Source organism: Synechococcus sp. MIT S9220 (genome assembly GCF_014304815.1).
Classification (GTDB): Bacteria; Cyanobacteriota; Cyanobacteriia; order PCC-6307; family Cyanobiaceae; genus Synechococcus_C.
In genome coordinates this window covers 2056600-2082410 of record NZ_CP047958.1, presented here as the reverse complement: position 1 = coordinate 2082410, position 25811 = coordinate 2056600, and the positions used below count along the sequence as shown (strand labels likewise).

General features: G+C 54.2%; 22 protein-coding genes and 4 pseudogenes. 12 read left to right on the top strand and 14 right to left on the bottom strand.

Annotation, left to right across the window (positions count from 1 at the left end; all coding sequences use genetic code 11):
* Nucleotides 1-2 precede the first annotated feature (2 nt).
* Genes SynMITS9220_RS11550 through SynMITS9220_RS11540 form a run of 3 tightly spaced genes read right to left on the bottom strand, consistent with a single transcriptional unit; the run spans nt 3 to nt 4721 of the window.
* Nucleotides 3-1847, bottom strand: coding sequence for an SLC13 family permease (locus tag SynMITS9220_RS11550; RefSeq protein ID WP_186989382.1), 1845 nt, complete (start codon nt 1845-1847; stop codon nt 3-5).
* Nucleotides 1840-3552 (bottom strand): GTPase HflX, encoded by a 1713-nt coding sequence (hflX, locus tag SynMITS9220_RS11545; protein WP_186989380.1) that lies wholly within the window; start codon nt 3550-3552, stop codon nt 1840-1842. The genes SynMITS9220_RS11550 and hflX overlap by 8 nt, the downstream gene beginning before the upstream one ends.
* On the bottom strand, nt 3549-4721 hold the full coding sequence (locus SynMITS9220_RS11540; protein ID WP_186989378.1) for an NAD(P)/FAD-dependent oxidoreductase: 1173 nt from the start codon (nt 4719-4721) through the stop codon (nt 3549-3551). Before SynMITS9220_RS11540 ends, hflX begins: the two co-directional genes overlap by 4 nt.
* Before the next feature lie 69 nt (nt 4722-4790).
* Here SynMITS9220_RS11540 and SynMITS9220_RS11535 point away from each other — a divergent pair, with 69 nt between their 5' ends.
* Both SynMITS9220_RS11535 and SynMITS9220_RS11530 read left to right on the top strand, forming a co-directional pair.
* A complete protein-coding gene (locus SynMITS9220_RS11535) occupies nt 4791-5564 on the top strand; it encodes a phosphoadenylyl-sulfate reductase (protein WP_186989376.1) in 774 nt (257 codons plus the stop codon).
* A gap of 2 nt (nt 5565-5566) precedes the next feature.
* Nucleotides 5567-6295, top strand: a complete 729-nt coding sequence (locus tag SynMITS9220_RS11530; protein ID WP_186989374.1) for a type III pantothenate kinase — start codon at nt 5567-5569, stop codon at nt 6293-6295.
* On the opposite strand, the gene bcp is transcribed toward SynMITS9220_RS11530, so the two are convergent.
* Nucleotides 6243-6710 carry a thioredoxin-dependent thiol peroxidase gene (gene bcp, locus SynMITS9220_RS11525; RefSeq protein ID WP_186989372.1) on the bottom strand — a complete coding sequence of 156 codons (468 nt, stop codon included), beginning with the start codon at nt 6708-6710 and terminating at the stop codon, nt 6243-6245. The two genes, SynMITS9220_RS11530 and bcp, sit on opposite strands and share 53 nt — an antisense overlap.
* On the opposite strand from bcp, the gene SynMITS9220_RS11520 reads away from it, so the two are divergent.
* Both SynMITS9220_RS11520 and SynMITS9220_RS11515 read left to right on the top strand, forming a co-directional pair.
* On the top strand, nt 6709-7377 hold the full coding sequence (locus SynMITS9220_RS11520; RefSeq protein WP_186989370.1) for a 4'-phosphopantetheinyl transferase superfamily protein: 669 nt from the start codon (nt 6709-6711) through the stop codon (nt 7375-7377). The genes bcp and SynMITS9220_RS11520 overlap by 2 nt on opposite strands.
* Nucleotides 7378-7607: 230 nt before the next feature.
* Entirely contained in the window at nt 7608-8231 is a 624-nt protein-coding gene (locus SynMITS9220_RS11515) for an alpha/beta hydrolase (RefSeq protein WP_186989368.1), read from the top strand.
* A 90-nt stretch (nt 8232-8321) separates the two neighbouring features.
* Here the strand turns inward: SynMITS9220_RS11515 and SynMITS9220_RS11510 are convergent, their stop codons facing one another.
* Entirely contained in the window at nt 8322-10526 is a 2205-nt protein-coding gene (locus SynMITS9220_RS11510) for an AAA family ATPase (protein WP_186992183.1), read from the bottom strand.
* Between the two features lie 146 nt (nt 10527-10672).
* On the opposite strand from SynMITS9220_RS11510, the gene SynMITS9220_RS11505 reads away from it, so the two are divergent.
* Genes SynMITS9220_RS11505 through SynMITS9220_RS11495 form a run of 3 tightly spaced genes read left to right on the top strand, consistent with a single transcriptional unit; the run spans nt 10673 to nt 15452 of the window.
* A complete protein-coding gene (locus tag SynMITS9220_RS11505; protein ID WP_186992181.1) occupies nt 10673-11734 on the top strand; it encodes an efflux RND transporter periplasmic adaptor subunit in 1062 nt (353 codons plus the stop codon).
* An 11-nt stretch (nt 11735-11745) separates the two neighbouring features.
* Entirely contained in the window at nt 11746-15147 is a 3402-nt protein-coding gene (locus SynMITS9220_RS11500; RefSeq protein WP_186989366.1) for an efflux RND transporter permease subunit, read from the top strand.
* Entirely contained in the window at nt 15144-15452 is a 309-nt protein-coding gene (locus SynMITS9220_RS11495) for a hypothetical protein (protein ID WP_186989364.1), read from the top strand. The genes SynMITS9220_RS11500 and SynMITS9220_RS11495 overlap by 4 nt, the downstream gene beginning before the upstream one ends.
* A gap of 3 nt (nt 15453-15455) precedes the next feature.
* Here SynMITS9220_RS11495 and SynMITS9220_RS11490 read toward each other — a convergent pair whose 3' ends face one another.
* Together SynMITS9220_RS11490 and SynMITS9220_RS11485 are read right to left on the bottom strand one after the other, a co-directional pair.
* The gene (locus tag SynMITS9220_RS11490; protein WP_186989362.1) at nt 15456-17114 is read right to left on the bottom strand and encodes an alpha-D-glucose phosphate-specific phosphoglucomutase; all 1659 of its coding nucleotides are present in this window, start codon (nt 17112-17114) and stop codon (nt 15456-15458) included.
* A gap of 177 nt (nt 17115-17291) precedes the next feature.
* Nucleotides 17292-17663, bottom strand: a complete 372-nt coding sequence (locus SynMITS9220_RS11485; RefSeq protein WP_255483078.1) for a hypothetical protein — start codon at nt 17661-17663, stop codon at nt 17292-17294.
* A gap of 633 nt (nt 17664-18296) precedes the next feature.
* Here SynMITS9220_RS11485 and SynMITS9220_RS11480 point away from each other — a divergent pair.
* On the top strand, nt 18297-19211 hold the full coding sequence (locus SynMITS9220_RS11480) for a LysR substrate-binding domain-containing protein (protein WP_186989360.1): 915 nt from the start codon (nt 18297-18299) through the stop codon (nt 19209-19211).
* 39 nt (nt 19212-19250) lie between these two features.
* Here the strand turns inward: SynMITS9220_RS11480 and SynMITS9220_RS13425 are convergent.
* Nucleotides 19251-19415 (bottom strand): annotated as a pseudogene (locus tag SynMITS9220_RS13425) (phospholipase); the annotation flags it as partial.
* Nucleotides 19416-19557: 142 nt separating this feature from the next.
* On the opposite strand from SynMITS9220_RS13425, the gene SynMITS9220_RS11475 reads away from it, so the two are divergent.
* Nucleotides 19558-20352, top strand: coding sequence for a hypothetical protein (locus SynMITS9220_RS11475; protein WP_186989358.1), 795 nt, complete (start codon nt 19558-19560; stop codon nt 20350-20352).
* Between the two features lie 203 nt (nt 20353-20555).
* On the opposite strand, the gene SynMITS9220_RS11470 is transcribed toward SynMITS9220_RS11475, so the two are convergent.
* Together SynMITS9220_RS11470 and SynMITS9220_RS13420 are read right to left on the bottom strand one after the other, a co-directional pair.
* The gene (locus tag SynMITS9220_RS11470; protein WP_186989356.1) at nt 20556-20849 is read right to left on the bottom strand and encodes a hypothetical protein; all 294 of its coding nucleotides are present in this window, start codon (nt 20847-20849) and stop codon (nt 20556-20558) included.
* A 39-nt stretch (nt 20850-20888) separates the two neighbouring features.
* A pseudogene (locus SynMITS9220_RS13420) lies at nt 20889-21047 on the bottom strand (phospholipase); the annotation flags it as partial.
* 79 nt (nt 21048-21126) lie between these two features.
* Between SynMITS9220_RS13420 and SynMITS9220_RS11465 the strand changes: the two are divergent.
* Nucleotides 21127-21432 (top strand): hypothetical protein, encoded by a 306-nt coding sequence (locus tag SynMITS9220_RS11465; protein WP_186989354.1) that lies wholly within the window; start codon nt 21127-21129, stop codon nt 21430-21432.
* Between the two features lie 287 nt (nt 21433-21719).
* On the opposite strand, the gene SynMITS9220_RS11460 is transcribed toward SynMITS9220_RS11465, so the two are convergent.
* The 4 genes and pseudogenes from SynMITS9220_RS11460 to SynMITS9220_RS13410 form a co-directional block, all read right to left on the bottom strand.
* Nucleotides 21720-21998 carry a hypothetical protein gene (locus tag SynMITS9220_RS11460; RefSeq protein WP_186989353.1) on the bottom strand — a complete coding sequence of 93 codons (279 nt, stop codon included), beginning with the start codon at nt 21996-21998 and terminating at the stop codon, nt 21720-21722.
* Between the two features lie 39 nt (nt 21999-22037).
* A pseudogene (locus SynMITS9220_RS13520) lies at nt 22038-22154 on the bottom strand (phospholipase D-like domain-containing protein); the annotation flags it as partial.
* Nucleotides 22155-22788: 634 nt separating this feature from the next.
* Nucleotides 22789-23460, bottom strand: a complete 672-nt coding sequence (locus tag SynMITS9220_RS11450) for a hypothetical protein (RefSeq protein WP_186989352.1) — start codon at nt 23458-23460, stop codon at nt 22789-22791.
* Nucleotides 23461-24419: 959 nt separating this feature from the next.
* A pseudogene (locus SynMITS9220_RS13410) lies at nt 24420-24575 on the bottom strand (phospholipase); the annotation flags it as partial.
* Between the two features lie 406 nt (nt 24576-24981).
* On the opposite strand from SynMITS9220_RS13410, the gene SynMITS9220_RS11445 reads away from it, so the two are divergent.
* Both SynMITS9220_RS11445 and SynMITS9220_RS11440 read left to right on the top strand, forming a co-directional pair.
* Nucleotides 24982-25191, top strand: coding sequence for a hypothetical protein (locus SynMITS9220_RS11445; RefSeq protein WP_186989351.1), 210 nt, complete (start codon nt 24982-24984; stop codon nt 25189-25191).
* A gap of 20 nt (nt 25192-25211) precedes the next feature.
* The gene (locus SynMITS9220_RS11440; protein WP_186989350.1) at nt 25212-25769 is read left to right on the top strand and encodes a hypothetical protein; all 558 of its coding nucleotides are present in this window, start codon (nt 25212-25214) and stop codon (nt 25767-25769) included.
* Nucleotides 25770-25811 lie beyond the last annotated feature (42 nt).

The window sequence follows — 25811 nt, the reverse complement described above, 5'->3', positions numbered from 1 at the left end:
GCTTAGCCTCCTCCCGCCTGGGCAAGGATCAGTCCTGGAACCAGGAAGGTCATCAGCAACGTGAGACCGGCTCCGTAGCGAGCCACATCGAAGAAGCGGTAACGCCCTGGTCCGAAAACCATCAGGTTGGTCTGGTATCCCATCGGAGTGAGAAACGACTGACTGGCTCCAAACAGCACAGTGAGCAACAGATCCTGGGGGGTAAGACTCAGAGAAGGCGCGAGCTGCGTGGCCACAGGAACCAGCAGTGCCACCGAGGCGGCGTTGCTCATCACGCTGGTAATCAGATTGGTGGCCAGAAAAATCACCAGTAACGCCCAGTAAGCCGGCCAGTTCAGGAGCAGCCTCTCCATGTCGGATGCCATGGCATTGGCCAAGCCACTGGTCTGCAGAGCCACACTGAAGCTGGAAAGAGATCCGAGCAGAAGAATCACATCCAGTCTGATCGAGCGCTGAACCTCTCCTGTTCTTAGGCATCCCATCAGCACCAGCAGCACAACGGCCATCAGCACTGCGGCAACCAGGGGCACGTCGGTGACTGTGGGCACCAGCAGCATCAGAGCCGTAATGGTCACGGCCTGAGGCTTGCGACGGATCGTGGGTAAATCGTTTTCAAGCTGGTCGAGCACCAGCAGATCGTTGCTGGCCTGAAGCCCTCGGATCGCATCCAGAGGGGCTTGCAGCAGCAGCACATCGCCCTCACGCAGAACGGCCTGGCCAAGTCGCTCCTGAACCGTTTGCTGACCTCGGCGGAGTGCAAGCACGGTTGCGTTATGGCGTTGTCGAAAGCGCAGCTCCCGCAGACTTGCACCAGCCAATGTGGACCCAGCCGGCAGCAGAACTTCCACGGTTTTCTGACCGTCTGCGCCTTCGCTGGACAGGGCTGGCTCGGCGTTGACGATGTCGAGATGATCAGCGGGAGGACGATTGGCGGAGGCCAGCTGAATCGTGTGGTCCTGTTGCAGGCGAAGCAGATCTGCGCGTGTGACCCTCAGCAATAGGCGGTCTTCCGCCTCGATGCAGCGGTCGGCCAGGGGTGGAAGGATTCGCTCGCCACCTCTCTGCAGCTCGAGAACGTCGACATCGAAGCGACGTTGCAGCCTGCTGTGCCTCAGCGTCTGTCCGACAAGCGAGGACGAACCTGGGATGGTGACTTCGGTGAAGTATCCAGTCAGCGACTGGTTGGTGCTGAGCTGATCATCGGGCACATTTCGGTCTGGCAGCAGGGCGCGAGGGGCAAGCAGCATGTAGCTCGCTCCGGCGAGCCAGACCGGCACGCCGATGGCGCTGAAGCTGAAGAGATCTAGGGACCCATAGCCCAGTTGTTGGCTGACGTCACTGGCCAGCAGATTCACGGAGCTGCCCAGCAGGGTCAGGGTGCCGCCCAGCAGTGTGGCGAATGACAGAGGCAGCAGAACCCTGGATGGTGCGATCCCTCGCTTTTGGCACCAGGTCTCGAGCACCGGAAGCAGGCTGGCCACAATCGGGGTGTTGGGCACCACGCCAGAGATCGGTGCCACCACCAGGGTCAGCAGACCCACCATGCGCCTGGGAGTACGGATGCGTTCGGAGGCAATCAGTTCTCTCAGGCGATCAAGGGCGCCGCTGCGGAACAGGGCTGCTGAAACGGCGAACAGTCCCATCAGCGTGATCAGTGCAGGGCTGCCGAAGCCGCTCAGGGCCTGTAGAGGGGTCAGTACTCCGCCAATCATCAGCAGCGAGACACTGAGCAGCCCCACCAGCTCTGGCGCCATGGCTCCGCTGATGAACAGGGCCACCGCGATCAACAGCACAGCGAGCGTGACCAGAGCGTCTCCGTTCTGCAGAGCGGCACTGAGCTCAACCATTGGGGGGTGCGCCTGTTGGCTCCGTGACAGGTGGGCTGACTGTTTCTGGTGTGGACTCCCAGAACGTCTGTTCAAGCCATGTTCGCAGACCCTTCAGGCCTGTCCCCTGCGTGGCGGAGAGGTAGAGGGCTTCGGGCTCCAGTTCACGGATCCGCTGCAAAGCTCCTGCATCACATCGGTCGATCTGGTTGGCCAGCACCTGTCTGGGCTGCTTACAGCCAAGACTGTCGAGGATGGAGTGCACGGCTTTGAGTTGTCCCTGCCAATCGGGATCTCCGAGATCCACCACCAGCAGGAGCTGGTCTGCATTGCGGGTTTCCTCCAGCGTGGCCATGAAGGCTTGCATCAGAGGGGCCGGCAGTTCACGGATAAATCCCACCGTGTCGGTGATCAACAGCTCGCGGGGTGCTGCTCCAGCCCTTGGCAAGCAGAGCCGACGTGTCGTGGGATCGAGGGTCGCGAACAGAATATTTTCGGCTTGGACAGGGCCTCCTTGAGCGCGATCACACAGCGCATTGAGCATCGATGACTTGCCGGCATTCGTATACCCAACGAGAGCCACACCGGGAATGTCCTGACGTCGCTCTCTCAGCCGGGCTCGGTGTGCTCCCAGCTGGCGCAATTCCCGGCCCAGGTGTTCGATGCGTCGGCTGATGGCACGCTTGTCTTTTTCAAGCTGGGTTTCTCCAGGTCCGCGGGTGCCAATGCCACCCCCCTGCCGAGACAGGCTCAATCCGCGTCCGGCAAGTCTTGGCAGTCTGTAGCGGAGTTGGGCCAGTTCCACTTGCAGGCGACCTGCAGCACTGGAGGCCCGCTGGGCAAAGATGTCGAGGATCAGCTCGCTGCGATCCATGACGGGACTGTCCAGTAGCCGCTCCAGGTTCCTGGCTTGAACAGGGGTGAGCTCTCTGTCGGTGATCACGAGCGTGGCGCCGTGCTTGCGGATGTCCAGAGCAGCCTCTTGCAGTTTGCCTGTGCCCCAGAGGGTCTGGGGATTGATCTGTCCCTGACGCTGGCGGCAGACGGCAACTGTTTTTGCACCGGCACTGCGGGCCAACCCTTCCAGTTCGGCCAGCTCACGCTCGTTCCGTGCTGGGTCCGTGCCGGTGAGCGTGAGCAGCAGCACCTGGTCCACCGTTGCCGTGTGCTCCTGCCCTGACTGAAAGGGTTCGCCATGCGGATCTCCTTGCCCCGCAGGGGTGTCGCAGTGGCAGAGCATCGTTAGATCGCCCGTTTCGCCACAACTCCAGCCGCTCTCTGCTTGGGGATTTGGAACCCAGAGAGCACCGGAACGGATGCCACTGGTAGAGATCACTGCCTGATAACGCAGCCACGACTCCGGCTGAACATCCAGGGCGATCACCGCATCGCGACCATCAGGGACCAGCTCCGGAGAACGCCGTTCATGCAGCGTGCTGATCAGGCGCCATTGCCTGGGGCGGCGCCTGGAGCCGCCCTGAAGATGTCGGTCCAGTCGATCGGATTCTCCAAGAGGGCCAATCCAAAGCAGTCGGCAGACGCCACGGTCGTCGATCAGCAGATGCAGTGTTTCCTCGAGCTTCACAGCCAGCTCGGCAAGCCGCTCCAGCGTGAAAACGTCGGCGCCGGACTCATCGGGGTGGCGACGATGGCTGAGACGATCCAGCTGTTTGAGCTGTGATGGACGCAGCCCCCTGGTTCTTCCTGCCAGGTGAGCCTGTTTCAAGGACTGACCAGCCAGGCTCCGGCTGCGCGAAGCCCCAGCGATAGACCTGGTAACCGGGTTAGATAGGTCAGTCGGCGTAGCTTGAAGGCCAGAGGACCGGCAAGGGTGAGGCCTAGACCGGTGATCGAGGCATCGCCAATGCCGAGGCTGAGCATTTCGCCGAGATCATTGAACACAAAAGTGTTTGCATCACGGTCCCGCAGCTTTGCCTTCAGCTCCTGAGCTGCAAATTGACCTTGCTGGATGGCTGCCTGAGCCGAATGAGGCCAGCTGGAAAGCTCATCGGCATCAGGATTCACAGCAATATCTCCGAGAGCCAGAACCTCCGGATAACCCTGCAGGCGGAGCGATTCAGTCACTGGCAGTCGCCCCTGATGGAGCTCCAACTTGGGAGAGATGTCAGGAATGCTCGGACGGCTGCCTGCGGTCCAGATCAGTCCGTCATGATTCTGCTGGGACGAGCCCTGTGCTCCGCTCAGCATCACCGAAGTCGCTGTCACAGACTCCACTTTGGTGTTGAGGTGAACCGTGACACCACGCTTCTTCAAGGCTTTCTCGGCCTGCTCCCTGTTAAAGGCTTTCGATCTCGGCAGGATCTGATCACCGAGCTCAACGAGTTGCACTGTGGCGGCACCGTTGAGCATGTCCACGAGCTTGCAAGCCAGTTCAACCCCAGTGGCACCCGCACCAGCAATCACCAGGGAGCTCGTGCCAGATGGGCGCCGACGCAGCTCCTGCACTCGCTCCTGCAGAGGTTGTAAATCAGAGAGGGTATGGAAATTCAGGGCGTTGTCCCGGACTCCTTGGATTCCAAAGTCTTCGGGTTGTGCACCTGTGGCGATCACAAGCTGGCTGTAATGCAGGGCGCGCCCCGATGCTGTGGTGACGGACCGGGCATCGAGGTCGATGGAGCTGGCACGGTCTTGCAGGTGACTGATTCCATGTCCCTGCAGCAATGATGCGTAGTCAGGTGCAACCTCCCATCCCTTCAGCTCTCCGCTCATTAATTCGTAGAGCAGGGGAACGAAGACGAAGCGGTCACGAGGTTCGATCAGCACGACCGCTGGTCTTGGATGCAGGCGACTGAAGGCAAGCGCCGTTGACAATCCGGCAAATCCACCACCGATCACCACGATCGGTTGAATTTGCCCGCTGGCAGGGGGAGTCAAGGCATTCTCTGGTGCGTGTTGAAACCATAGGCAGACCTGTGGTCACCTCGGCATTGGAGGATGGAGTGCATGAGCCAGGGCACCAAAGACATGATCAGCACCGCTGGTGGTGTGGATTCCGGCACGGCGGCTGCCGGTCTCGAAACCCTGCGCGCGGAGCTGGAGCCGCTGGAGCCTCTGCAGCGTCTGCAGTGGGCACTCAATCGATTCGGGTCTGGCTTCGCGATGACCACCAGCTTTGGGATTCAGTCGTCTGTCTTGCTGCACATGCTCAGCCGCCTCTCCGGAGGAGAGACCGTGCCTGTGATCTGGGTGGACACGGGATATCTGCCCGCAGAGACCTATCGCTATGCCAGCACTCTCTGCGAGCGACTGGGCACTCGGCTCGTTGTGGCGCAGTCTTCGATGTCTCCTGCCCGCATGGAAGCAGTCCACGGCAGGCTCTGGGAGACCGGACGAGAGCAGGACCTCGATCTGTATCTGCGTCTCCGCAAAGTGGAGCCGCTGGAGGAAGCACTGAGTGGACGCGAGGTGAGCTGCTGGGCCAGTGGTGTGCGACGCGGCCAGACAGAGCTGCGCAAGACCATGACCGTGCTCGATCCGATTCGTGAGCGTCTGTCTCTACGCCCCTTGTTGCGTTGGACCAATCGGGATGTCTTCTATTACATGCAGGAGCATGACCTGCCTCAGCATCCGCTCTTCGATCAGGGGTATTCCACGGTTGGCGACTGGCATTCCAGTGCTCCAGACGGCCTTGAGTCTGAGGGCCGCGGCACCCGCTTCGGTGGACAGCGTCAGGAGTGCGGAATCCACGTGCCCGGAGTGATGGGCGATGGCATCTGACCATGGCCTCTGAGCAGCGCTGTCTGCTGATCGGCAATAGTCGCTGGCACTGGGCCGAGCAATCCAGGAGCGGTGTCTGGAGCTACAGCCATTCCCAGCCGCAACTGTCGCTGTTGGAGGGATCTCCACCACTTTGTTCATGGGCGGCAGTGGGACCTGTACCTGCCCATTCCGTGCTCAGGCCAGACAGGCGTCTCTGCCTGGATGCGATTCCGCTTCGCAATGTGCCTGACTGGCTTGGCATTGACAGGGCGCTGGCGGGATGGGGCGCCTGGACCCAGTCAGCAGAGGCTGGCCCATTGATGGTTGTTGATGCTGGCACCGTGCTCAGCCTCACGCGCGTGACTGCAGACGGTGCCTTCAATGGCGGCTGGCTTGCGGCCGGATTGAGGCTGCAGTTGCAGGCCATGGCAGCAGGCACTCAGGCGCTGAAAGATCCTGACGACCAGAGGCAGGATTCCTGCGATGGCCTGTCGTTCCCCAGGGATTCGTGTGAGGCGATGCGCCGGGGAGTGATCGAAAGTCTTGTTGGTTTGATTCTCCGAGCCCAGGACCTTGATCCTTCTCCGCTTTGGCTCTGCGGCGGTGATGCTCCGCTGCTGGTGCAAGCTCTGCAGACCCAGGGGCTTGAGCTGAATCATGCCCCTGAACTGGTGATGCAGTCGCTGGTGAAGCTGGTCAGCCCAGCCCCAGATCGCTCAGCACTTGATCAGCCATTGAATCGGCTTTGACCTTTCTGTAGATCAACTCAATATTGCCCTCAGCATCCACCACGAAGGTGTGACGCATCATTCCCATGAATTCACGGCCCATGAATTTCTTCAGGCCGTAGCTTTCGTAGCTGCTGGCCACTACGCATGGTTCTTCGTCGGTGAGCAGGGTAAAGGGGAGTTCTTGCTTGGCAATGAAGCGTGTGTGCGATGCAGCGTTGTCTTTGCTGATGCCCAGCACCTTGATGCCATTGGCCTTGAGATCGCTCCAGCGGTCGCGGAAGTTGCAAGCTTCTTTGGTGCAGCCTGGCGTCGCATCCTTGGGATAGAAATAGATCACCACTCGCTGTCCTTTCAGAGATGAAAGCGTGAGGGGCTCGCCGTTCTCATCTGGAAGTGTGAAGTCAGGGGCGGGATCGCCGATCTGCAGAGTCATGGATAACCGGACTGTCGGCGGCAGCGTAACTGCGTTGTGGATGCAGCAGATCGGTCTTGATGCTCCGGCTGGCGACCTTGTTGTGAGCAGCCAGGAGCGCGCTTGTGCCGCAGGGCTGACGGCGTCTCGGGCACAGCAGTTCCTAGCCTCACGCGGCTGGATGCGCAGTTGTCTCTCGACCCTGCACGGTGTTGACCCTTTGGAGGTGCCGCTGACCGCACCATCGGGTGCTCCACCTCAGCTTCCGGATGAGTGGGGTTATGTCAGCCTCAGCCACTGTGCTGATGCCTGTCTGCTGGGTTGGTCTCAACAGCCCATTGGAGTTGACCTGGAGCGTGCCGATCGAAAGCTCCATGCGGCGGCGGCCTTAGTGCGCCGTTTTTTCACCGAGTTCGAGCAGGGTGAGTTGATGGAGCTGGAAGGCGACCAGCTGCGACAGCAGGTGTTGGACCGATGGCTGCTGAAGGAGGCTGCGATCAAGTGGCAACAAGGTTCGTTAGCGCAGGATCTTGGCTTTTGGGAGGTGGGCTCCAACCTTCGCACTGCTGTGCATCAAGGTTTGAATCTCAAGGTTGCTGCCCAGTTGTGGTCTCAGGCGGAATGGCGACTTGGGGTTGTCGTGTCCGAGAAGGAATTCCTGCAGGACTGTCTGCTCTGCGCAGCGTGAACAATCTTCAGCTCAATCGACATGAATGCTGTTTGGGATGGACTCGACTGAATGAAGGAATCAACATCGACGCTTCGCTGCGAGATCCATGCATCTACTGAGATGCATGAGTCTTGCTGAGGTGGTCCTTGTGAGGCGAATTTGTCCTCATCTGCGCTTTTAGGCGATGATTTTGTTGGCAAGTCTTTTTCCTATGGATAGGATTAAAAAGACGTCTTTTCTCGCCGTCCGTGTTCACCCGTTTTGCAGCCGGCGCTCTCGCCGCCGCTTCCATTTCCACTCTGGCTGTCGCCGCTGAAGCTGGCACTCAGCGCCCTGTGCGTTGGGTCTCAGGTGGCGCTGTCTGGACCACCAAAGCCTCATCTTTCGCCAAGTTCTTCAACGATGGCGAAATCACTGACCGTGCTCTTGAAGCTGGCATCAACAACTCCGGTTGGACTGCTGATGAAATCCAAGAGGGCATGACCAAGAGCTACGACGTAGATCTGGTTGGTGTTTCTCGCTTCCTGTACTCCGCCGATGGCGTGAAGTTCCTGGACGACCAGACTCGCAGCTACTTCCCCTACTGGCAGAAGAAGAAGACCGCCGTGGTCGCTCTTCGCTCCGCCATCATCCTCGATGCAGCTGATGGAGAAATCTCCTCTGCCGGCATCATGAGGCAGCTGCCCGTTGATTTCCGTCTGAATGACAACGGCGTTTCTGACGGTGCTCAGAACGTTTGTAAGGACGGTCTCAGTGGCGATCAGTCCACATCCCTGCTGTCCTGGTATGTGTTCCTGCCCGCATGCGTGCAGGCCAACCAGATCCTCCCCGCTGAGCCTGTTCGTACCGCTCCTGTTCGCGGCCTCTGGTGATTGTTGGGAACCCTCGCGGGTTCATCAACTTTCTTCTTTCAGCTCCGGCTTTGCCGGAGCTTTTTTTATGACAGCTTTTGATGGAAGGTGTCAGGCCAGTCGACCTTCGATTCGCCAGTGACGAAGACTCTGGGGGAGATAGTTGCCACGTTGCTGTAAAAGTTCTCGGCGCAGCTCTGATAGTTCGGTTTCACTGGCTTCACCGGTTTTTTCAAGAGCCTTTCGGTAAGGACGGTCTTCTCCGAGCCATCGTTCGATCAGGCTCGGCTCAACCGAGAGCTTCAGGGATTCTTGCCAGCTGCTCTGGTTCGTGACCCAGCCGCAGCGCTCAAGCTGGCTCAGTAGCCTCTGACGCTGTTCCTCTTGGCTCAGCCAGATGGATTCCAGAGCAGCCAGGGTCTGCAGTGATGACATCGATGTGCTCGCTTTCTTTTCACTGATGAGCAGCTCGAGCAGTCCCCCAGCTGGCCCAAGTTGGGGTTCACTCAGCAACAGCCTCAGTTGAGCGCCGCTTGTCGAGCGGGAGCTCACCCGGGCCCAGAACGTTTCAAAGTCAGGACCATTGAGATCCTCCTGATTCAGCCGCCCGCCTACCACTTCGAACTGGTGGTCCGGGCTCAGTCGTTCCAGGTCGGAAGCATCGGCCAGCATGGCCGGATGATTGAGAGGATCAAGCAACTGCAGCTGTGCTCCCAGTCGTCGCTGTTCTGTTGAAGATGCACAGAGAATCGTGAGTCCTCCTTCGGCCACGGCTCCGAGGGGATCAAGCGACCAGAGCAGCGAACGCCCGCCAAGGATCAATACGCGATCCGTGCGTTGCCAGCTGAGATCGGACCAAAGTTTCTGCCGCAGCTCCTGCTGTCGTTCGCCATCCACGGACAGTTGACGTTGCAGCCACCGCTCCAGCTGTGGTTGCTCCGGTCCGCTGCTCACCAACAGAGGGTGTTCGTCGACAGCCTCAGCTGAGGCTGCGAGCTGAGCAGCGCGCCGTTCCAGCATCCGTTCGCGTCGTTGTCCTTCCCAGCCCTGGCGACTCGGTGACCAGAAGGCTTCACCCTGAAGGGCACTGGGCAAATACTGCTGAGCCACCCAGTGTTCACGAAAAGCGTGGGGGTAGCGATAGCCCTTGCCGTCACCAAAGGCATCGCCATCGCGGTTGGCGTCGCGCAAATGGGCAGGCACTTCCTGACGCTGTGCTTCACGCACCTGACGTAGTGCTTCGAACATGCCGCTGGTGCTGTTGCTTTTTTCAGTGCATGCCAGGTAGAGAGCTGCCTGGGCCAATGGATACAGTCCCTCCGGCAGTCCGATGCGCTCAAAGGCCGCGGCGCAGGCTTCGACCACCACCACGGCCTGGGGGTCCGCGAGGCCCACGTCTTCCCCAGCTGAGATCAGCATGCGCCGGAAAATGAAACGGGGGTTTTCACCGGCTTCAATCATCCGTGCCAGCCAGAACAGTGCTGCGTCGGCGTCCGAGCCCCTCAGGGATTTGATGAATGCGCTGATCGTGTCGAAGTGCGCATCACCCTGCTTGTCGTAGAGCACGGCGCGCTGCTGAATGGATTCCTCAGCAATGCCAAGGTCGATGGCGATCACGCCATCCTGATTTTCAGGGGTGCTTTCCACTGCGAGCTCAAGTGCATTGAGCAGGCTGCGTGCGTCACCTCCCGCCACATTGACGAGATGGGCCGAGGCCTCAGCGCTGATCTCTACATGACGGTCGCCATAGCCACGCTCTTTGTCATGCAGCGCAGTCATCAGCAAACGACTGAGGTCGTCCGGGCCCAAGCTCTGCAGACGGAACAACCTGGACCGACTGACCAGTGCCTTGTTGACTTCGAAAAAGGGGTTTTCTGTCGTGGCACCGATCAGGGTGAGTGTGCCGTTCTCCACCCATGGCAGTAATGCATCCTGCTGGGCGCTGTTGAAGCGATGCACCTCATCGATAAACAGGATGGTGCGCAGCCCATGGCGTTCAAGTCGCTGACTTGCATAGGTCACTTCGGAGCGCAAGTCTTTTACGCCCGCCAGCACGGCATTGAGAGAGCTGAAATGGGCTCGTGTGTGGTTGGCAATGATTCGTGCCAGGGTGGTCTTTCCGACTCCCGGCGGGCCATGCAGGATCAGATTGCCGACACGATCGGCTGAGATAGCTCGCCGCAGCAGGCGACCCTCCGCAAGGATTGCTGCTTGACCCACGAATTCATCGAGATTGCGCGGCCGCAGGCGATCGGCGAGGGGAGCCTGCCGCTGCCGAGCTGCTTCGCCGTGATGGCTGAACAGATCCTGTTTCAGAGGTCCGCCCACGGCGTCGATTCCCGGTGAGACGATTCTTGCTCAAGTTGAGCCTTTGGCATCAAGAGCGCCGTCATAATGCGGCCGACAGAGTCTTGACTGTGCGTCTCAACCGACACCTGATCCCCTTGGCCCTGACGGCCTTCATGCTCGCTGCCTGCGGTAAGGGTGGCGATGCGCAGAGGCCCCTTCCAGAAGTGAAGAAGGCCGCTGTCAGCGAGGCTGTGTTCACGGAGGATGTCGACACAGTCAGCACCCTGGAGGCCGGCGATCTGGTTCAGCTTGCGGCTCAGGCATCAGGCCGGATCATTGAATTGAAGATCACTCAGGGAGATCGGGTGACTGCAGGTCAGTTGCTCATGACCCTTGATCAAGCTCAGGAGCAGGCCAAACTGGCCGGGTTGAAAGCCAAAGAGCAGAGGGATCTGCTGGAGCTGAAACGCTATGAATTTTTGGTGCCGCTTGGTGCCGCGGAAGCCTCCGAGCGTGATCAGCGGCGCGCAATTTATATCGCCTCGCGAGAAGAGGTCAGAGCTCAGGAGGCCACGCTGGCTTACAGCAATCTGCAGTCACCGATCGCTGGAACAGTGGCGGACGTCTCCGTTCAGGTCGGGGATGTGGTGAGAAATGGCGACCCATTCACCAAGTTGATTCGAAACAACATCCTGGAGGCCAGGGTGGAGGTGCCGTCGACCTATGCCAGTCGCATCAGGGTGGGTCTACCGGTGTTGCTCAGTCTTCCGGGTCGCAATGAGGTGATGGCAAGCAGCTCGGTGATGTCGGTTGATCCTGGGATCAACTCCGGAACCCAGGCCCTTCTGGTGAGGGCTCAATTTCCCAATCCAGATGGCAAGCTGCGCAACGGTCAGAGGTTGCGGACCAGGGTTCAGCTCGACTCCCGTCAGCAGCCATCCGTTCCCTTCGCTGCCGTGACGCAGACGTCCGGTCAGAGTTTTGTGTTCCGTCTTGGCACTCTCAAAGAGCTTGAAGCGCAGCCTGGTAAGGCTGATCTGGCCAGGATCAAACGGGGAATTGACCGGGGAATGATTCCTTCCGCCACCCTGTTTGCGCTGCAAACGCCGGTCAATCTCGGTTCCCTCCAGAACAATCGTTATCCGGTCACCAAAGGTTTGAAGCTGGGCCAGAACGTGATCACCAGCAATCTTCTGAGCCTGCGTCACGGTGTGCCGGTGAAGGTGCAGAACTGAGCGACTGAGTCATGTCCGCCTCTAATAATTTCATTACCAGGCCCGTTCTCACAACGGTTTGCAGCATCCTGATCGTGATCGTGGGATTGATTGCGATTCCAATTCTTCCGATCGAAAACCTCCCGGACATCGCTCCTCCCACCGTCAAGGTGAGGGCCAACTACACCGGTGCCGATGCCGTCTCTGTTGAGGAGGGTGTCACCAGTGTTCTTGAGCAGCAGATCAACGGTGTCGAGAACATGGACTTCATCAAGTCCAACAGTTCCGCCGACGGGGTCAGCTCCATTGATGTGGCTTTCGCCAGCGGCACCAACGGTGACATCAACCAGGTCAATGTTCAGAACCGTGTGGCTCTGGCAGAACCGCAACTCCCTGAGGAGGTGCGCAAGGCCGGCGTGAGCGTCAATAAAGCGTCTAACTCGATTCTGCTCGTTTACAACTTTGGCAGCGCGGATCCTGACCAGATCACCTACAGCGCTGAGACGATCAGTGGGCTGCTGGATTTGAATCTCACCGATGCCATCAAGCGGGTGAGCGGTGTCGGCGACCTCACCTACTTCGGCAATCGAAAACTGGCGTTTCGGCTGTGGCTTGACCCCGACAAGCTCACCAGTTTTGGCCTCACCTCCACCGATGTGGTCAACCAGTTGTCCAGTCAGAATCGTCTTGTCGCCGCCGGCCAGGTTGGTGGTGAGCCTTCCCCGAAAGGGCAGCAGTTCACCTTCACCGTGCAATTGCAGGGCCGCCTGCGCAGCGTTGAGGAATTCGAGCAGATGGTGGTGCGAACCGCTGAGGAGGGAGGGTTGGTGCGCCTCCGAGATGTGGGCAGCGTCCAACTTGGTGGTGAGTCCTATGCCGTCAGCGCGACCGATCTTCAGGGTGTTCCGTCTGTTGGTTTGGCTGTTTATCAGCTCTCGGGCAGTAATGCTCTCGAGGTCTCCGACGGCGTGAAGCAGGTGTTGGCCAACTTTGAGACGACCATGCCTGTGGGCATGAAGATGGAGAAGATCTACGACAACACCGACTTCATCAGCGCCTCCATCCAGGGCGTGGTGAATTCCCTGCGGGACGCGGTGGTGCTGGTGGTTCTGATTCTTTTTCTGTTTCTTCAGAACTGGAAGGCCACGCTTGTTCCGGGGATCGCAATCCCTGTGGCATTGATCGGCACCTTTGGCCTGGTCCTTGGCTTCGGCTTTTCCCTGAATCAGCTGACGCTGTTCGGTCTGGTGCTGGCCACGGGTCTCGTGGTCGACGATGCGATCACCGTGATCGAGGACACCTCCACCAAAAAATCGGAGGGGATGACGGCCTTGCAGGCAGCGAAAGCCACCATGGACGAGCTGTTCTCAGCGATCATCGCCACCTCGCTGGTGAAGTTCGCAGTGTTCCTGCCAGTTCTGTTTTTCCCTGGCGCGACAGGAACGATCTACAAACAGTTCGCAGCCACGGTGATCTTTTCGATCGCCATCTCCACCTTCAACGCTCTCACCTTCTCACCGATGTTGTCAGCACTGCTGCTGGCGCGTGAGTCAAAGGATCCCGGACGGCGGAGCTATGCCATCGCCGGCACGGTGATCGGTTTTGTGTATGGATTGCTGGTGGTCGGTGCTGGAGCACCTCTGGTGCTGATCCCGATGGCTGTTGGTGCCTTGATTGGTCTGCTGCTGGGGCGCTTGATCGATCGACCGCTCACACTGCCTTGCACCTTTGGTGGAGCCATGACCGGCTTGATTCTTGTGGGGGTCAGTCGGGTCATTCCAGTAACGCTCTATCCAGCTCTAGGCCTCACCCTGGGTTGGTTCACACCGATCATTTTCGCCAAGTTCAACAGCGCTTATGCCGTGATGGAGAGCCGCTACGCCTCCGCTTTGGAGTGGGCTCTCGGTCGTCGCCGACTGGTGATGAGCATCCTCGGCATCGGCATCCTGCTCACGGCCGTTGCTTTTCGGGCCATTCCCGGCGGGTTTGTGCCGATCGAAGATCAGGGTTATGCAATTGGCGTGGTGCAAGCGCCGGAGGGCGTCTCCACCCAGGTCACTGAAGCGATTAACCAGCAGGTGGCTGCCGTACTGCGTACGGAAAAGAACATCACTGCGGCATCAGTGTTTAGCGGTGCAAGCCTGGATGGCAACAGTCCCAACAAGGGACTGTTCTTCTTTGGCACCAGGAACTGGTCCGAGCGAAAGCAACGGGATCAGACCGTGGGCGCGATCGTGGAGAGGCTCAATCAGAAGCTCGCCCGTTCGGTGGATGGTGCCAGGGTGTTTGTTGTTGAACCTCCGGCCATCCCTGGCTATGGCACTGGCGGTGGATTCGAGTTTCAGCTTCTCGATCAGAGTGGTGGGGCCTACAGCCTGGCTGATTTTTATGGCACGGCAGGGCGACTGATCCAGGCGGGTAACGCAGATCCCGATCTCAACCGTGTCTATACGCTGTTCGCTCCTGAATCGCCACAGATCGAGATTCAGGTGGATCGCGATCGCATGGCCGCGGTTGACGTTGACTTCGGAGCTGCCATGCAGACCTTCAGCATCAATTTCGGCGGCCTCTATGTGAACGACACTTTTCAGGAGGGCAAAGTACGTCGTGTCTATGTGCAGGCTGATGCTGAAAGCCGTGCGACTTCCGAGCGCCTTTCAGCCTTGTACGTCAAAAGCTCTAACGGTGATCTGATTTCGCTCGCGGAGTTTTTCAGCGTGCGTGAAACGCTCGGCCCCACGGTGGTGCCTCACTTCAATCTCTATCGAGCCATCAAGATCGAAGGGACGCCTGCGGCCGGCAAGAGCTCTGGTCAGGCGATTACAGCGATGAAGGGGATCTTTGAGACCATCAATCCGCAGGGCCTCAGCTTCGACTGGACTGGGATTTCTCGTGAGGAAGTGAAGGCCGGTGCTTTGGCGGTGGTGATCTTTGCGCTTGGCATCCTGGCGGTGTATCTGGTGCTGTCGGCGCAATACGAAAGCTATTCCGATCCGCTGATCATTCTGATGACGGTACCGACAGCCATGCTGGGAGCACTCGCCTTCCTGGCCTTGCGAGGTGAGGTGCTCAATGTCTATGCCCAGGTGGGTCTGGTGATGTTGATCGGCCTGGCTGCTGGCAACGGAATCCTGATCGTGGATATGGCGAATCAGCGGATGCAGGCTGGTGCCGATGCACTGGAGGCTGCACATTTTGCTGCAGGTTCCCGCCTCAGGCCGATCTTGATGACAGCGATTTCCTCACTGTTCGGGTTCATGCCGCTCGTCTTCGCCAGTGGTGCTGGCGCCCGTAGTCAGACGTCCCTCGGAGCAGTTGTGTTTGGTGGTCTGTTGATTGCCACCGTTCTGTCGCTCTTCGTTGTGCCGGTGTTTTATGTCGTTCTCAAGTCTCTGCTTGGGCCTACGCAGGACCCGAGACTGAGTAGCTCATGAGACGCGATCTGAAGCCCCAATCCTGCAACGCTGCCCCTTCTGGATTCAACGGTTTCAAGGTGCTCTGGGCTTCCTTCATCGGTGCCGGCATCGGCGTCATCCTCACGATTTTTCTCGGCACATTCATTCGCAATACACCGGCCGAGATCCCTCGCACCAGATTGCTTTATCTCCGAGGCGTCGTGATCGCCTCCGCCATGATGTTTGGCTCATCGATCGAGAGCATGCGTCAGCTCCAGGAGAGTGCATCCGAGGAGGAGTATCGCTCGCAGAAGACGACTTGGCGGGGGCAGCGGCGTCGCTGACGCTCAGGTGATCACGGTGGGGCAGTCCATTCCTGTGCGCTGCTGAATCTCCGCCAGCGAGTTGATGCTGCTGATCATGTCGGCCAAGGCGATCTGGGGATCCTGATGGAGATCACCACTGCTGGGCACATAGCTCTCGAGATACACCCGGATGGTGGCTCCCTTGGTTCCAGTGCCAGAGAGGCGCACGACAACGCGGCTGCCGTCCTCCAAAAGGATGCGCAGGCCCTGGCCCTGGGTGACCGATTGGTCCACAGGGTCGGTGTAACTGAAATTGTCGGCCCCAGTGATGGTGCGACCGGCGAAGGGTTGGCCGATCAGACCAGGCAGGAGGCCTTCGAGACGGTCATACAAACCATGGGCTGCATCGGTGGGCACTGCCTCATAGTCATGACGTGAGTAGTAGTGCCGCCCAAAGCGCTCCCAGTGGCTGCTCATGATGTCCGCCACGCTGCAACGACGCACTGCGAGGATCTGCAACCAGAACAGCACGGCCCAAAGACCGTCTTTTTCACGCACGTGGTTGCTGCCGGTGCCGAAACTTTCTTCGCCGCAGAGCGTGATGCGGCCGGCATCCAACAGATTTCCGAAGAACTTCCAGCCGGTTGGCGTCTCGAAGCATTCAATGCCCAGTTCCTTCGCCACCACATCAACAGCGGAGCTGGTGGGCATGGAGCGCGCGACGCCTGCCAGGCCTGAGGCATAGGCCGGAGCCAGGGTGGCATTGGCCGTGAGGACGGCCAGGCTGTCGCTGGGATTCACGAAACAGTGGTGACCGAGGATCATGTTGCGGTCGCCGTCACCGTCGCAGGCTGCACCGAAGCGGTAGTCGTCTCCCTTGAGGAGAAGATCCGCCAGATCATGGGCGTACGTGAGGTTGGGATCCGGATGCCCGCCGCCGAAATCTTCAAGTGGAATGCCATTGCGCACGCTGCCGGCTGGTGCTCCCAGCAGATCCTCGAAGACACGTTTGGCGTAGGGACCCGTGACAGCGTGCATCGCGTCGAAGGCCAGCGGGAAATCGTTGCCCAGCAGACCCCTGATCTGATCGAAATCGAACAGTTGCTGCATCAATGCCACAAAGTCATCGACACCATCGATGATCTCAACCTCCATGGCACCGATGTGGTGTGTTCCTGGAGTCCCGAGACTCAGCTCGGGAGCTTCAACAATGGCGTATTGCTCCAGTGACTTGGTGCACTCGAACACCGCATCGGTGAAGGATCCTGGTGTGGGGCCACCGTTGGCTCCATTCACCTTCACTCCGAAATCGCCATTGGGGCCGCCTGGATTGTGGCTGGCTGAAAGGATGATTCCGCCAATGGCCTCGCGTTTGCGGATCAGGTTGGACGCGGCCGGCGTGGAGAGAATGCCATCGGTGGTGATGATCACCTTGCTCAGGCCATGGGCTGCGGCCATGCGCAGGATCACATTGATGGCACGCAGATTGCCGTAACGGCCATCGCCTCCGAGCACCAACGTGCCTCCTTGCACGCCCGGAAGGGTGCGAAACACAGCCTCAACGAAACTTTCGAGATAGTGCGGTTGTTCAAACTGAGCACTGCTTTTGCGCAATCCGGAGGTGCCCGGCTTCTGGTCGGTGAAAGGGGCTTCGAGCCGCACGAAGATTGGAGCGGGTTCTGCCGAGGCGGAGGCGGTCATCCCTGACGGGAGCGGATACCGGGAACCTTTACACGCCAGATGCTGTTCAGGGTTGTCGGCGCGACCAGTTGTCGCAGCTACTTTTCAGGCGTCAAGGCTTCTGAAGCGTGATGGAGATCAATCACCCCAGCCCCGGCCCTCTCTCTTTATGAGCAGGAACAGAAGGTGTTTGAGCACTTAAGTCTTGGCTGGTGCAGCAGGTTGCTTCGGTTTCTCGGGTGCTGAACAGACCAACGTCAGACGGCGTGCCGGTCGATCGATACTGTCGCGGCGCTGGAAGCTGTTGGTGGTGACCACCTGTGAGGCCTGAACCAATTCCCAGACGGTGTCTTTGCAGGCAGCCGATAGTCTGGGATTGTCCATAAGCGGATCGGCAAGGCTGCGAGTCTTGCTACAGCTCTCCTGGTCGTTGGCGCGCGAACAGCTATAGGCCAGTAGCTGGAGTGAACGCAGTTCTTCCCTGGTCGGGAAAGGAACCTTTTTGGGCTTGGCTTGAGCTGTTGAGGGCAGCAGCAAGGCCAAGCCCAAAAAGAACAGTGGCAGTCTCACGGGGATGGCCCATCACGTCGCGGCATTCTGACCTGAGATCGGTCATGTCGACGATTTCAGAAACGCAGTTCAGTGATTGATCTTTGAGCTGGAGTGAGATTTCTTTTAAGCCATTGTCTGGATTGATCAATGTCTGAGTTGAGCCAGATTCGCTCAAATCCCCGAAGGGTTTGCAGCATCATCTGGCGTCTTTGTGAGGAGTTGATCTTGATCGTGGCCAGGCGATGCTGCGAAATCACCAATTTGCAGAGGAAAATTCGCTCTTTCGGCTTCTAACTTCAGGTTCGTATTTTCCTTGAAGGATTTACAGAGGTTGCTTGATTACTGGTGATGAAATGTTCTATTTTCAGCATCTTGTCTCATCGCTTTTGCGCAATATGATGAAAATTTGTACCTTAATTCTAAGTCATTTGTGGTGACTGCTTGATGTTTAACGTGTTTAGCCTATACAGGCATGTCTATTGCTTGCGTGATAGTTTTTGATAAAATCTGGATATCGTTGGCTAAGGCTATTCATGCTTTTCAATTCAGGTCTATGCGTCTTTTGCATAAATTCCCTGGAGTTTTACCTTGCCTCTAGTATTTAATCGCTTCAGTGATATTTGAAGTTTTGTCACTTCTTGACATTGACTAATGTTTGACGTTTTTCGTCTTTCGTGTCTCGATTATCTGATTTGGCTGCGTTCTGGTAAGGATGCAGCTTTAGGTTTGAATTGCAATCAAGCAACAGTTTCTCGAAATGCTAAATCCGTTGCGGAGTTTCTCGATCTGGATCCTTGTAAGTTAGAAGGAGAGTGGAGCTTAAGTGGTGACCTATCTCTTCTGAATGCTGAGCGTAAAGTGCATCAGCTTTATCGCTGGGCTTATGGCAAGTCGATGAGAATAGATGCTGTTTATGGAGTTGGTTCTGATTATTTAAATGAACTGCCCCAGCCTTGGGTATGTGGGCCGTCTAACTTTTTGAATGTGAGCCATCCATTGGCACTCCTTAGGGAATCCATCTTGGATGCGTGGCTGGGTTGTTATCCGGATGTGCCAGTTGATGATGATGAGTTTGTTGTGATTAACCTTACTCGTTACCCATCTGTTTTTTTGGTTGATCAGCAGCATCCACTGTTGCAACGCAAAGTAGAGTTGAAGTTAGATGATCTACAAGATTTCCCTGTTTTATCATTGCCTGATGGTGCATTCCCCAAGATCCAACATCATCTGAAAGGATTGGGCTTTCAACGTTCAACTGTTGGAGCAGTTCGGCATGAGGTCAGTCGTTGGGAGGGACGAACTGAAGATCAGGTGACGATCAGTTACGTCACAGTTCATACGATTGGGAATTTCCATGGCAAAAAAGTTCCTTTGCCCCTCTCCACAGGTCTGACTGTGGGCGACTCATTGGTGGTCAAGCGTTGCTTTGCTGATTCTGACTATTTCAGGCAGCTGTTGCTCTATCTGAGTCAACGCGCTCAGTCACTTTCAGACTCCTTAGATGATTTGGAGTGTTGTTCTGATCCATTTGACTGGTTATCAAAATCAAGTACTGCTGAGTCTTGAGTCAGCATCCAAGTCAATTGCGCCTCAGTCCTGACAATCTCAGCTCCTCTCCACCCCGCTCCCACATTTGGCTTGCTGCCGATCCAGTTTGCGTTGGATGTGCGGCGTGATCCCTAGCTCAGCACTTCGCCACATCCGATTCATCTCATGAGTGAAATGAGCGGCAATCTTGGGTGAGTGAATGACCAGCAGGATTTCGTGATTATTTCCGTTTGGTTTGTCTGGCTTATTGATGGCATTGTTTCATTGGTAGCTACTCTATAAATAGAGTCTTTACGTTCCGAGCTTTCTTAGTCCATGACTTGAGCTTAGTCACGTATATTGACGCAACCCTTTTCGATCGGTAATGGATCAATTGAAACAGTTTTTTGATTTATTCCAGCGAAGATCGACCCGAATTCCTGTTGTAATAATCATCGGACTAGTTTGTGGAATTGTTGTTTCAAAGGCACAGGTTTTTGAGTCTTTAAATATTATAGCGTTTCCAGTATTCCTGTCAAGCCTCATTGGTTTGCCTGTTTTGATATGGAAGAGTTCTTCCGAGGGCCGGCCGGCTTTAAGGAAAATACTAAGCCTTATTGGTTATTTCTTTATGTTCTCAATTACCTTTGGAATTGGAGACAGCATTAGTGAATCGATGCCTATCGCTAATGAAAGAAAAATTAGAGTTCAAATCGCTAAACAAGAAAGCGCAGAAGCGGCGAAACGTAATGCAGAGCGTGCCGAGAATGAACGCTTGGAAAAGATCAAATCTCAAAGGATTGCTGACAAAAAAGCAATCGAAGCAGAGCAGAAACGTGTTGCAAAGGTTAAGGAGCTCAGGCAATATGATTTGTCCATGTCTGTTAGGCAAATATCCAGTGAATTTGATCGAAATAGTGCACGTGCCGAAGATCAGCTTAAAGGAAAAAGAATCAGGGTAACTGGATATGCTGGTATTATTGATGATATTCCATTCAATGAAAAAGCTATTCTCTTTCAGATGACGGATGGGGAATTTCTTGGCGGCTCGGTCAGGTGCACGATAAACAGATCAGATAAGTCGTACCAACGCTTTAACAAAGGTCAGTCAATGGTAATGATAGGAACCCTTGTAGGGGAGGAGTTGGGAGTCAGATTCGATGATTGCTATTTCCCATGAATAGAAGTTTCTGTGTTTTTGGCGATCATTTATTTATATGCAAAAAGTTATGTCTATGCTGGAACAGTGGCGCTATGGGGTGAGTGTACGACCGGTGATTTTCCGTCGTTGCTGTGTGCAGCAGAGGGTTACCAGCTAAAGCTTCCTATGATTGTAGTTTTAATCATGCAAAATAGATGATTGAATTTTTCTCAGGGCAATAATCAAGGCAGCATGCAGCCAGCTGCCATGGCTTTTCGACCAGTTTCAAACCAGGTTCTTTTCATATCTGGTGGGCACATGGCGCGAACTGCATTGGGGAAATTCTGTTTGATTGTCATATGATATTGGTCTCTTAGTAGGCAAGCATTTTGGTCTCCCTGCCTGCAAGGGATATCGTATTGCTGCCAGATTTGATCAAGCGTTTCAATATCCGCTGGCTTTGCTTTGCTGGCTTCCGCGGGTAGGTAGAGACTTATTGCTACCGCCGATGCAAGTAATGAAAATAGGACTTTCATTTGCTTATTGGAGAATACTTCCACTGTAACCCTTGCCTCTTAGCTTCTTTCCACCCCACTCCCGCATCTGACTCGCTGCCGATCAAGCTTGCGTTGTATTCGTGGTGTGATTCCCAGCTCAGCACTTCGCCACATTCGGTCCATTTCGCGTGTGAAGTGAGCAGCGAGCATGGGTGACTCAATGACCAGCAGGGTTTCAGCTAAAAGAGCGTGACGTTAATTGAGATGACATCTGTTAACCTAAAAAATTACTTAGCTACTCCAGAGAAAACACATTATGAAAACTCTCATGCTCTTTTTTATTGCCCTTGGATCGATCAGCCTGGCAAAACCATCTCCAGTGCAGGCATGCGCGGGCGGACATCTCGACCGCTACCAGGTGGGCAGCAGCCTGATGGAGATTATCAACGGGATGAGCGGAGCATGCCCGTCGAGGATCACGCTAAATGCTGGCATGAATGGCTTTGCGGTCTGTGAAGAAGCGAGAATGTCAGGCAAGACGATTTTTCTAATAGGTGATGGAAAACGTGTCAGCGCCGTACGAAAAGGTCCTAATAGCTTTGGTGATTATTGTGCTTGGTAAGTAAGATTGGTGTTGATACTATTTTGCTTATATCCGTTGGAGCTTCTTCCATTAGAGCGGTTATTGCAACTCAGTAAAAAAATCAGAACTGAAGATATGTCTCAATATCAAAAAGCCCATGAACAAAATTTAAGTTGATGCCAACGATCCACATGCCGATTCTTAGCTGATGGCGACTCCCAGCATGCGCCACTTCGCCACATCCGATTCATTTCAAAAGTGAAATGCCTTTTTGCCTTTCAGTGGAGATTGGAAGTTTTCGCTAGCTTTCTTCAACAATTTTTTAATCAGTCTGGACTTTTAGTGTAAGCCCATATTTTTCCATTTTCCTCTTGTCGTGTTACTCCAGAGTTGTCTCCTGACTTGCAGTATTTTCCTGGTAAGTCATGATTCTGCCCCCTGAAAGTCTGGTAAGGTCTTCCTGATGATGGGACGATTAATCTGGCTTCACCCCATCCAAGCCAGTATTTGCCTGGATTTGGTTTTTCGCAAGCACTTGCAGTTGATTGTGATGTAATCACAAGACCTGATGAAGCAAGTAGTATCAAAATAATCTTTAAATTCATGTCAAACTTGATTTAATGTTCGTGATCCTAGTGTTGATAGTTGGTGTGTGCGGCAGCCGGTGACCAGTTGAAGCTGCCTGTGATCACAGTTTTGTTGTCGATCACCGCGAACTTGTGGTGCAACTTGTCGCCGCGGGCGAGGGGTGGTGTGCTGACGGTTTGTTGTTGCAGTCGTTTTGAAGGAATCGCTCAGGGATGCTCAGGATTCTCCTGAGTCCATAAGCCAGAACCCAAGCCAAAAGGGCACTGGATCTCTCTTCGAGACACCCAAGGGCTACGAAGGGCTACTGGATCAATGGATCTGGCTTGGCTTCTGAGGAGTGTCAGCCCTAAGCCCTAATCCCATGCAAGGGAGAGGGATGTTGAAGAAGCCACCGAGGGTTAGGGACAACAACGGTGCTCTCCAAGTTAGGTTGAGGCTGGATGGGAGGGACTATTGCATCAATCGCCTCGGACGCTTTGATGATCCAGTCGCGCAAGCCAGGGGAAAAGCCGTCTCCGCTGTGATTTGGCGGGATGCCTAGCAGGGGGATTTGGACCTCTAACTCAACCGATAACGCCCATTGGTGGAGGGTCGAGATCAGGATCTGCTCGATGCCCTCAGGTCACTGGCAGAGGAGAAGAGGCAGCCAAGGGTGACTCATGCTCATCGGGTGGTGCAGCGGTTTGGGCTTACCGATCAGGACAAGAGCAGATGCCGACTGCTGCTCTGCTTAGATGAAAAAACAGGAAGCAATTGCCCTCCAATCGAAGTACTATTTATTGGTCAAGGTTCGTTAGTGATTTGATATTAAAGATTGCACTGTGCAGTCTTTTTAATATACCCGGCATCATACCAAAATCCATTTGTGGAAAGGAAATAAGTCCTACCTCCATTCTGTTGGGATTTGACGATCTGTACTACATCAAACTTTTCCAGTTTTGACTTTATAGATTTATTCCCGCTTTGGTCGAAACCCGTCAATGCTGATGTTGTGACTCCTTGGCATGAAACTTGGGTTTGACTTGGCGCGTATGTCTGCTGCATTTTGTTCATCATTTCCACTACATGTGGAGGTAGTGCACTTGGATATTGATTTCCTGGTATTTGCATAGTTGGGATATTGGAGTTGTTTTGTCCAAATGGTGCAATTCCTTGAAAGGATCCAGGTTGGGTTGTCGTTGGTGACGTTGCGGTTCCTCTTCTGGGTACTTTTGGGTTGGTATTAGGTTGAGATTGGGATGGTGTTTCATCTTCGACGGTCATTTCCATGGCTTCTCCAAAATCTCCTAAAGAGCATTCCAATGCGTCAGTGGCTGCGCCTATGCCTTCAATCGCAGTGTAAACATTCAGTATGCAGTCTTGTTTTAAACTGCTTGCACATCTAATCTTTGCTTCCCTGTAAGTCTCTTTGTTGCAAGCTGCTTTTACTGATGAGCTTGTCATAAGTATTGCTAGCAGGGTAATTCGAAGCATCTTCATGTAGTTTTTATCGATTTGATCTTTGAGAAGAGTGTTAATTTAGCATATAATGTCAATCTTGTGACTTTGCTGTCGTGAGTCTTTGATCAGTAAAGACTTATTGTTTTTTGCATCCATGCTTTCTTAAGCCATCTCCACCCACTCCCGTACTTGGTTCGCTGCCGCTTTCGCTTCTGTTCGTAGACGGGGTAAAGGAGCAGATCGGACAGACTTGATCCGGAAATGGCGCATCAAGATTTTACGAGCACTATTCCTTATAAGCAAAGTTTTTTCAACTGTCTATAAATATGCAGAAGACGCGTGTTAAATTAAATTTTTAACAAGTAACGTGACTGAGCCTAGCCCAACTTCAAAAACGTCTGATATAGCGAGGGGATTGCTTAAGGACTATGTCCTAAGTATCAAAAAACTTGAGACTGCTCAGACATTGTCGATGATTTCGCTAGTTATTAGCGCGCTTTTTGTTTCAAAAGTATTTGGCATATTCATACTGAACATTCTCTACATTGTCAACATTTCATTTTTTGCGCTTATTGTCAGAGACTGTTGGGTTATTCGCAAAAAAAATCCGATCCCTCTGGGAGTTGCCATTATCAGCATTCTGCTAACATCTATGCTGCTAATTGATGTCGTTAAAATGATGGATCTGGCATCGTCATTTGGAAAATTTTTAGGTAATTAATTTATGCCGATCACTGTCTCTTTTGATGAAAGTTCTGATGGAGATACGTCTGAGCTTTTCATAAGTCTTTCTTGGGATCTTCTGTATTTATTTTGAACCAGTCGACAAGTGATCTGGGGCAGATTCACTTTGCCTGGCTATGCGGAGAGTTGGCAAAAGTTCTTTTCTCCTAGGTGGAAAGCAGAAAACAACTTGGCTCGGCAAGTATGCGATGAGGTCTTGTGGTTAACGATTTCAATTTCTCCGGATTTGATATTTAAAATTATTTTATCGACCTTTAATCAACTTTCTCCGTCCCATCCCCGCACTTGAACCGTTGGCGGTCGAGTTTGCGTTGTATTTGTGGTGTTATCCCTAGCTCAGCACTTCGCCACATCCGATTCATTTCACGAGTGAAATGGGCAGCAAGCATGGGTGAGTGGATAACCAGCAGTATCCCAACTGGCTGAACTGGTTCTGTGCTGTCTTTTTTTAGCAATAACAGTGCTTGCCTTTGTACCGGACAGTAGTCAGATGAGATATTTCCCATTTACTACCTTTATGGTATTCACCGTTATCAAAAAAGCAAAGTGAAGAGGGTTTGACAGTTAGGAGAGAGGGTTTAGTGATGCCTATTCTTCCCTTCATTTTCGTGGTTGGATTTATTCGAGGGGTAGCAAGTAATGCTGAGGGATTAACACTTTGGTATAACTTGTGAGCGATAATGCTGTGTGCCTTAACTAGTGCCTTTGAAGTTTAGTCAAGCCAAGGCTTAAAATGTATAAAAAATAGGTTTCAGTGTATTCACGCTTTTCTGTCATTTTCCAATGAGTTACGATAGGACAACATACGCTCTACCAATGAAGAAATTATCAGTCTTCCTTCTTTTGCTAGGACTAGTAGGCTGTAAGTATCCATCAATGTATGAGGCTAAGGAAGCTTGCAAGGAATGGGATAATCCTGATCCTGGAAATGTACGTTTCTGCGAAGTAGAAAAAGCAACGAATCAAATATTGGGAGAAGAATTGATAGATGGTAAGCTTAAGATTGTAAAACACTTCCGTTATTAGTAGCTACAGGTGCTCTGCTGATGAAGCAATTATCAATCTTCTTTGGTTTTCTATGCATTAGCGTTTTTGGTGTATCGACGGTTACTGCTGAGCGTGCATTGACCGCAGAGCCGGCTAGAAAATGGCATGAAAGATGCATATCCTTAAAGCCTAAGATGAATGAAGCTTATAGAGTCCAAGATGCTATTCTTAGGCTTAGCATTAAGGTGCCAAGTGGCTACTATTTGGTGCCAAAGGATTTATCTAAAGGCGATTATATTGACCTAAAAATTGTCAATCATGAAAGCTATATCAGTAATCAATGCATCCACGAGAGGTGGCTTCTTTATGGGACTCCAAAGAGGGGTTCTTCTTCTGGGGTTCTCCTTGTTTATAAAGGTGAACCGCGTGATGGGTTAAGCGGCACATATTGCGATGACGTAGTCAGTTTTGGCGAAGCGTATAAGGTTTTTTGTAATCGTGCTAATAGATGGACAACAATTATCCATCCCATCACTCAGCGAAAAATTACTCTCGATGGCTGGTCAATTCCTCTTGAAGTAATTGTCAAGACTGCGAATAATCTCAAGCCTATCTAGGTCTGGATATATTGCAGGTATTGAAATGAGTTCTTTTCTTTT

What these genes read in the sequence shown, in the direction of transcription:
- SynMITS9220_RS11505 (WP_186992181.1), top strand. Translation starts at nt 10,673, where the DNA reads ATGCTCGCTGCCTGCGGTAAGGGTGGCGATGCGCAGAGGCCCCTTCCA.
- SynMITS9220_RS11550 (WP_186989382.1), bottom strand. Translation starts at nt 1,847, where the DNA reads ATGGTTGAGCTCAGTGCCGCTCTGCAGAACGGAGACGCTCTGGTCACG.
- SynMITS9220_RS11450 (WP_186989352.1), bottom strand. Translation starts at nt 23,460, where the DNA reads ATGAAGATGCTTCGAATTACCCTGCTAGCAATACTTATGACAAGCTCA.
- SynMITS9220_RS11530 (WP_186989374.1), top strand. Translation starts at nt 5,567, where the DNA reads ATGGCCTCTGAGCAGCGCTGTCTGCTGATCGGCAATAGTCGCTGGCAC.
- SynMITS9220_RS11535 (WP_186989376.1), top strand. Translation starts at nt 4,791, where the DNA reads ATGAGCCAGGGCACCAAAGACATGATCAGCACCGCTGGTGGTGTGGAT.
- SynMITS9220_RS11520 (WP_186989370.1), top strand. Translation starts at nt 6,709, where the DNA reads ATGGATAACCGGACTGTCGGCGGCAGCGTAACTGCGTTGTGGATGCAG.
- SynMITS9220_RS11475 (WP_186989358.1), top strand. Translation starts at nt 19,558, where the DNA reads ATGGATCAATTGAAACAGTTTTTTGATTTATTCCAGCGAAGATCGACC.
- SynMITS9220_RS11440 (WP_186989350.1), top strand. Translation starts at nt 25,212, where the DNA reads ATGAAGCAATTATCAATCTTCTTTGGTTTTCTATGCATTAGCGTTTTT.
- SynMITS9220_RS11465 (WP_186989354.1), top strand. Translation starts at nt 21,127, where the DNA reads ATGAAAACTCTCATGCTCTTTTTTATTGCCCTTGGATCGATCAGCCTG.
- SynMITS9220_RS11500 (WP_186989366.1), top strand. Translation starts at nt 11,746, where the DNA reads ATGTCCGCCTCTAATAATTTCATTACCAGGCCCGTTCTCACAACGGTT.
- SynMITS9220_RS11490 (WP_186989362.1), bottom strand. Translation starts at nt 17,114, where the DNA reads ATGACCGCCTCCGCCTCGGCAGAACCCGCTCCAATCTTCGTGCGGCTC.
- SynMITS9220_RS11495 (WP_186989364.1), top strand. Translation starts at nt 15,144, where the DNA reads ATGAGACGCGATCTGAAGCCCCAATCCTGCAACGCTGCCCCTTCTGGA.
- SynMITS9220_RS11470 (WP_186989356.1), bottom strand. Translation starts at nt 20,849, where the DNA reads ATGAAAGTCCTATTTTCATTACTTGCATCGGCGGTAGCAATAAGTCTC.
- SynMITS9220_RS11445 (WP_186989351.1), top strand. Translation starts at nt 24,982, where the DNA reads ATGAAGAAATTATCAGTCTTCCTTCTTTTGCTAGGACTAGTAGGCTGT.
- SynMITS9220_RS11480 (WP_186989360.1), top strand. Translation starts at nt 18,297, where the DNA reads ATGTTTGACGTTTTTCGTCTTTCGTGTCTCGATTATCTGATTTGGCTG.
- SynMITS9220_RS11460 (WP_186989353.1), bottom strand. Translation starts at nt 21,998, where the DNA reads ATGAATTTAAAGATTATTTTGATACTACTTGCTTCATCAGGTCTTGTG.
- bcp (WP_186989372.1), bottom strand. Translation starts at nt 6,710, where the DNA reads ATGACTCTGCAGATCGGCGATCCCGCCCCTGACTTCACACTTCCAGAT.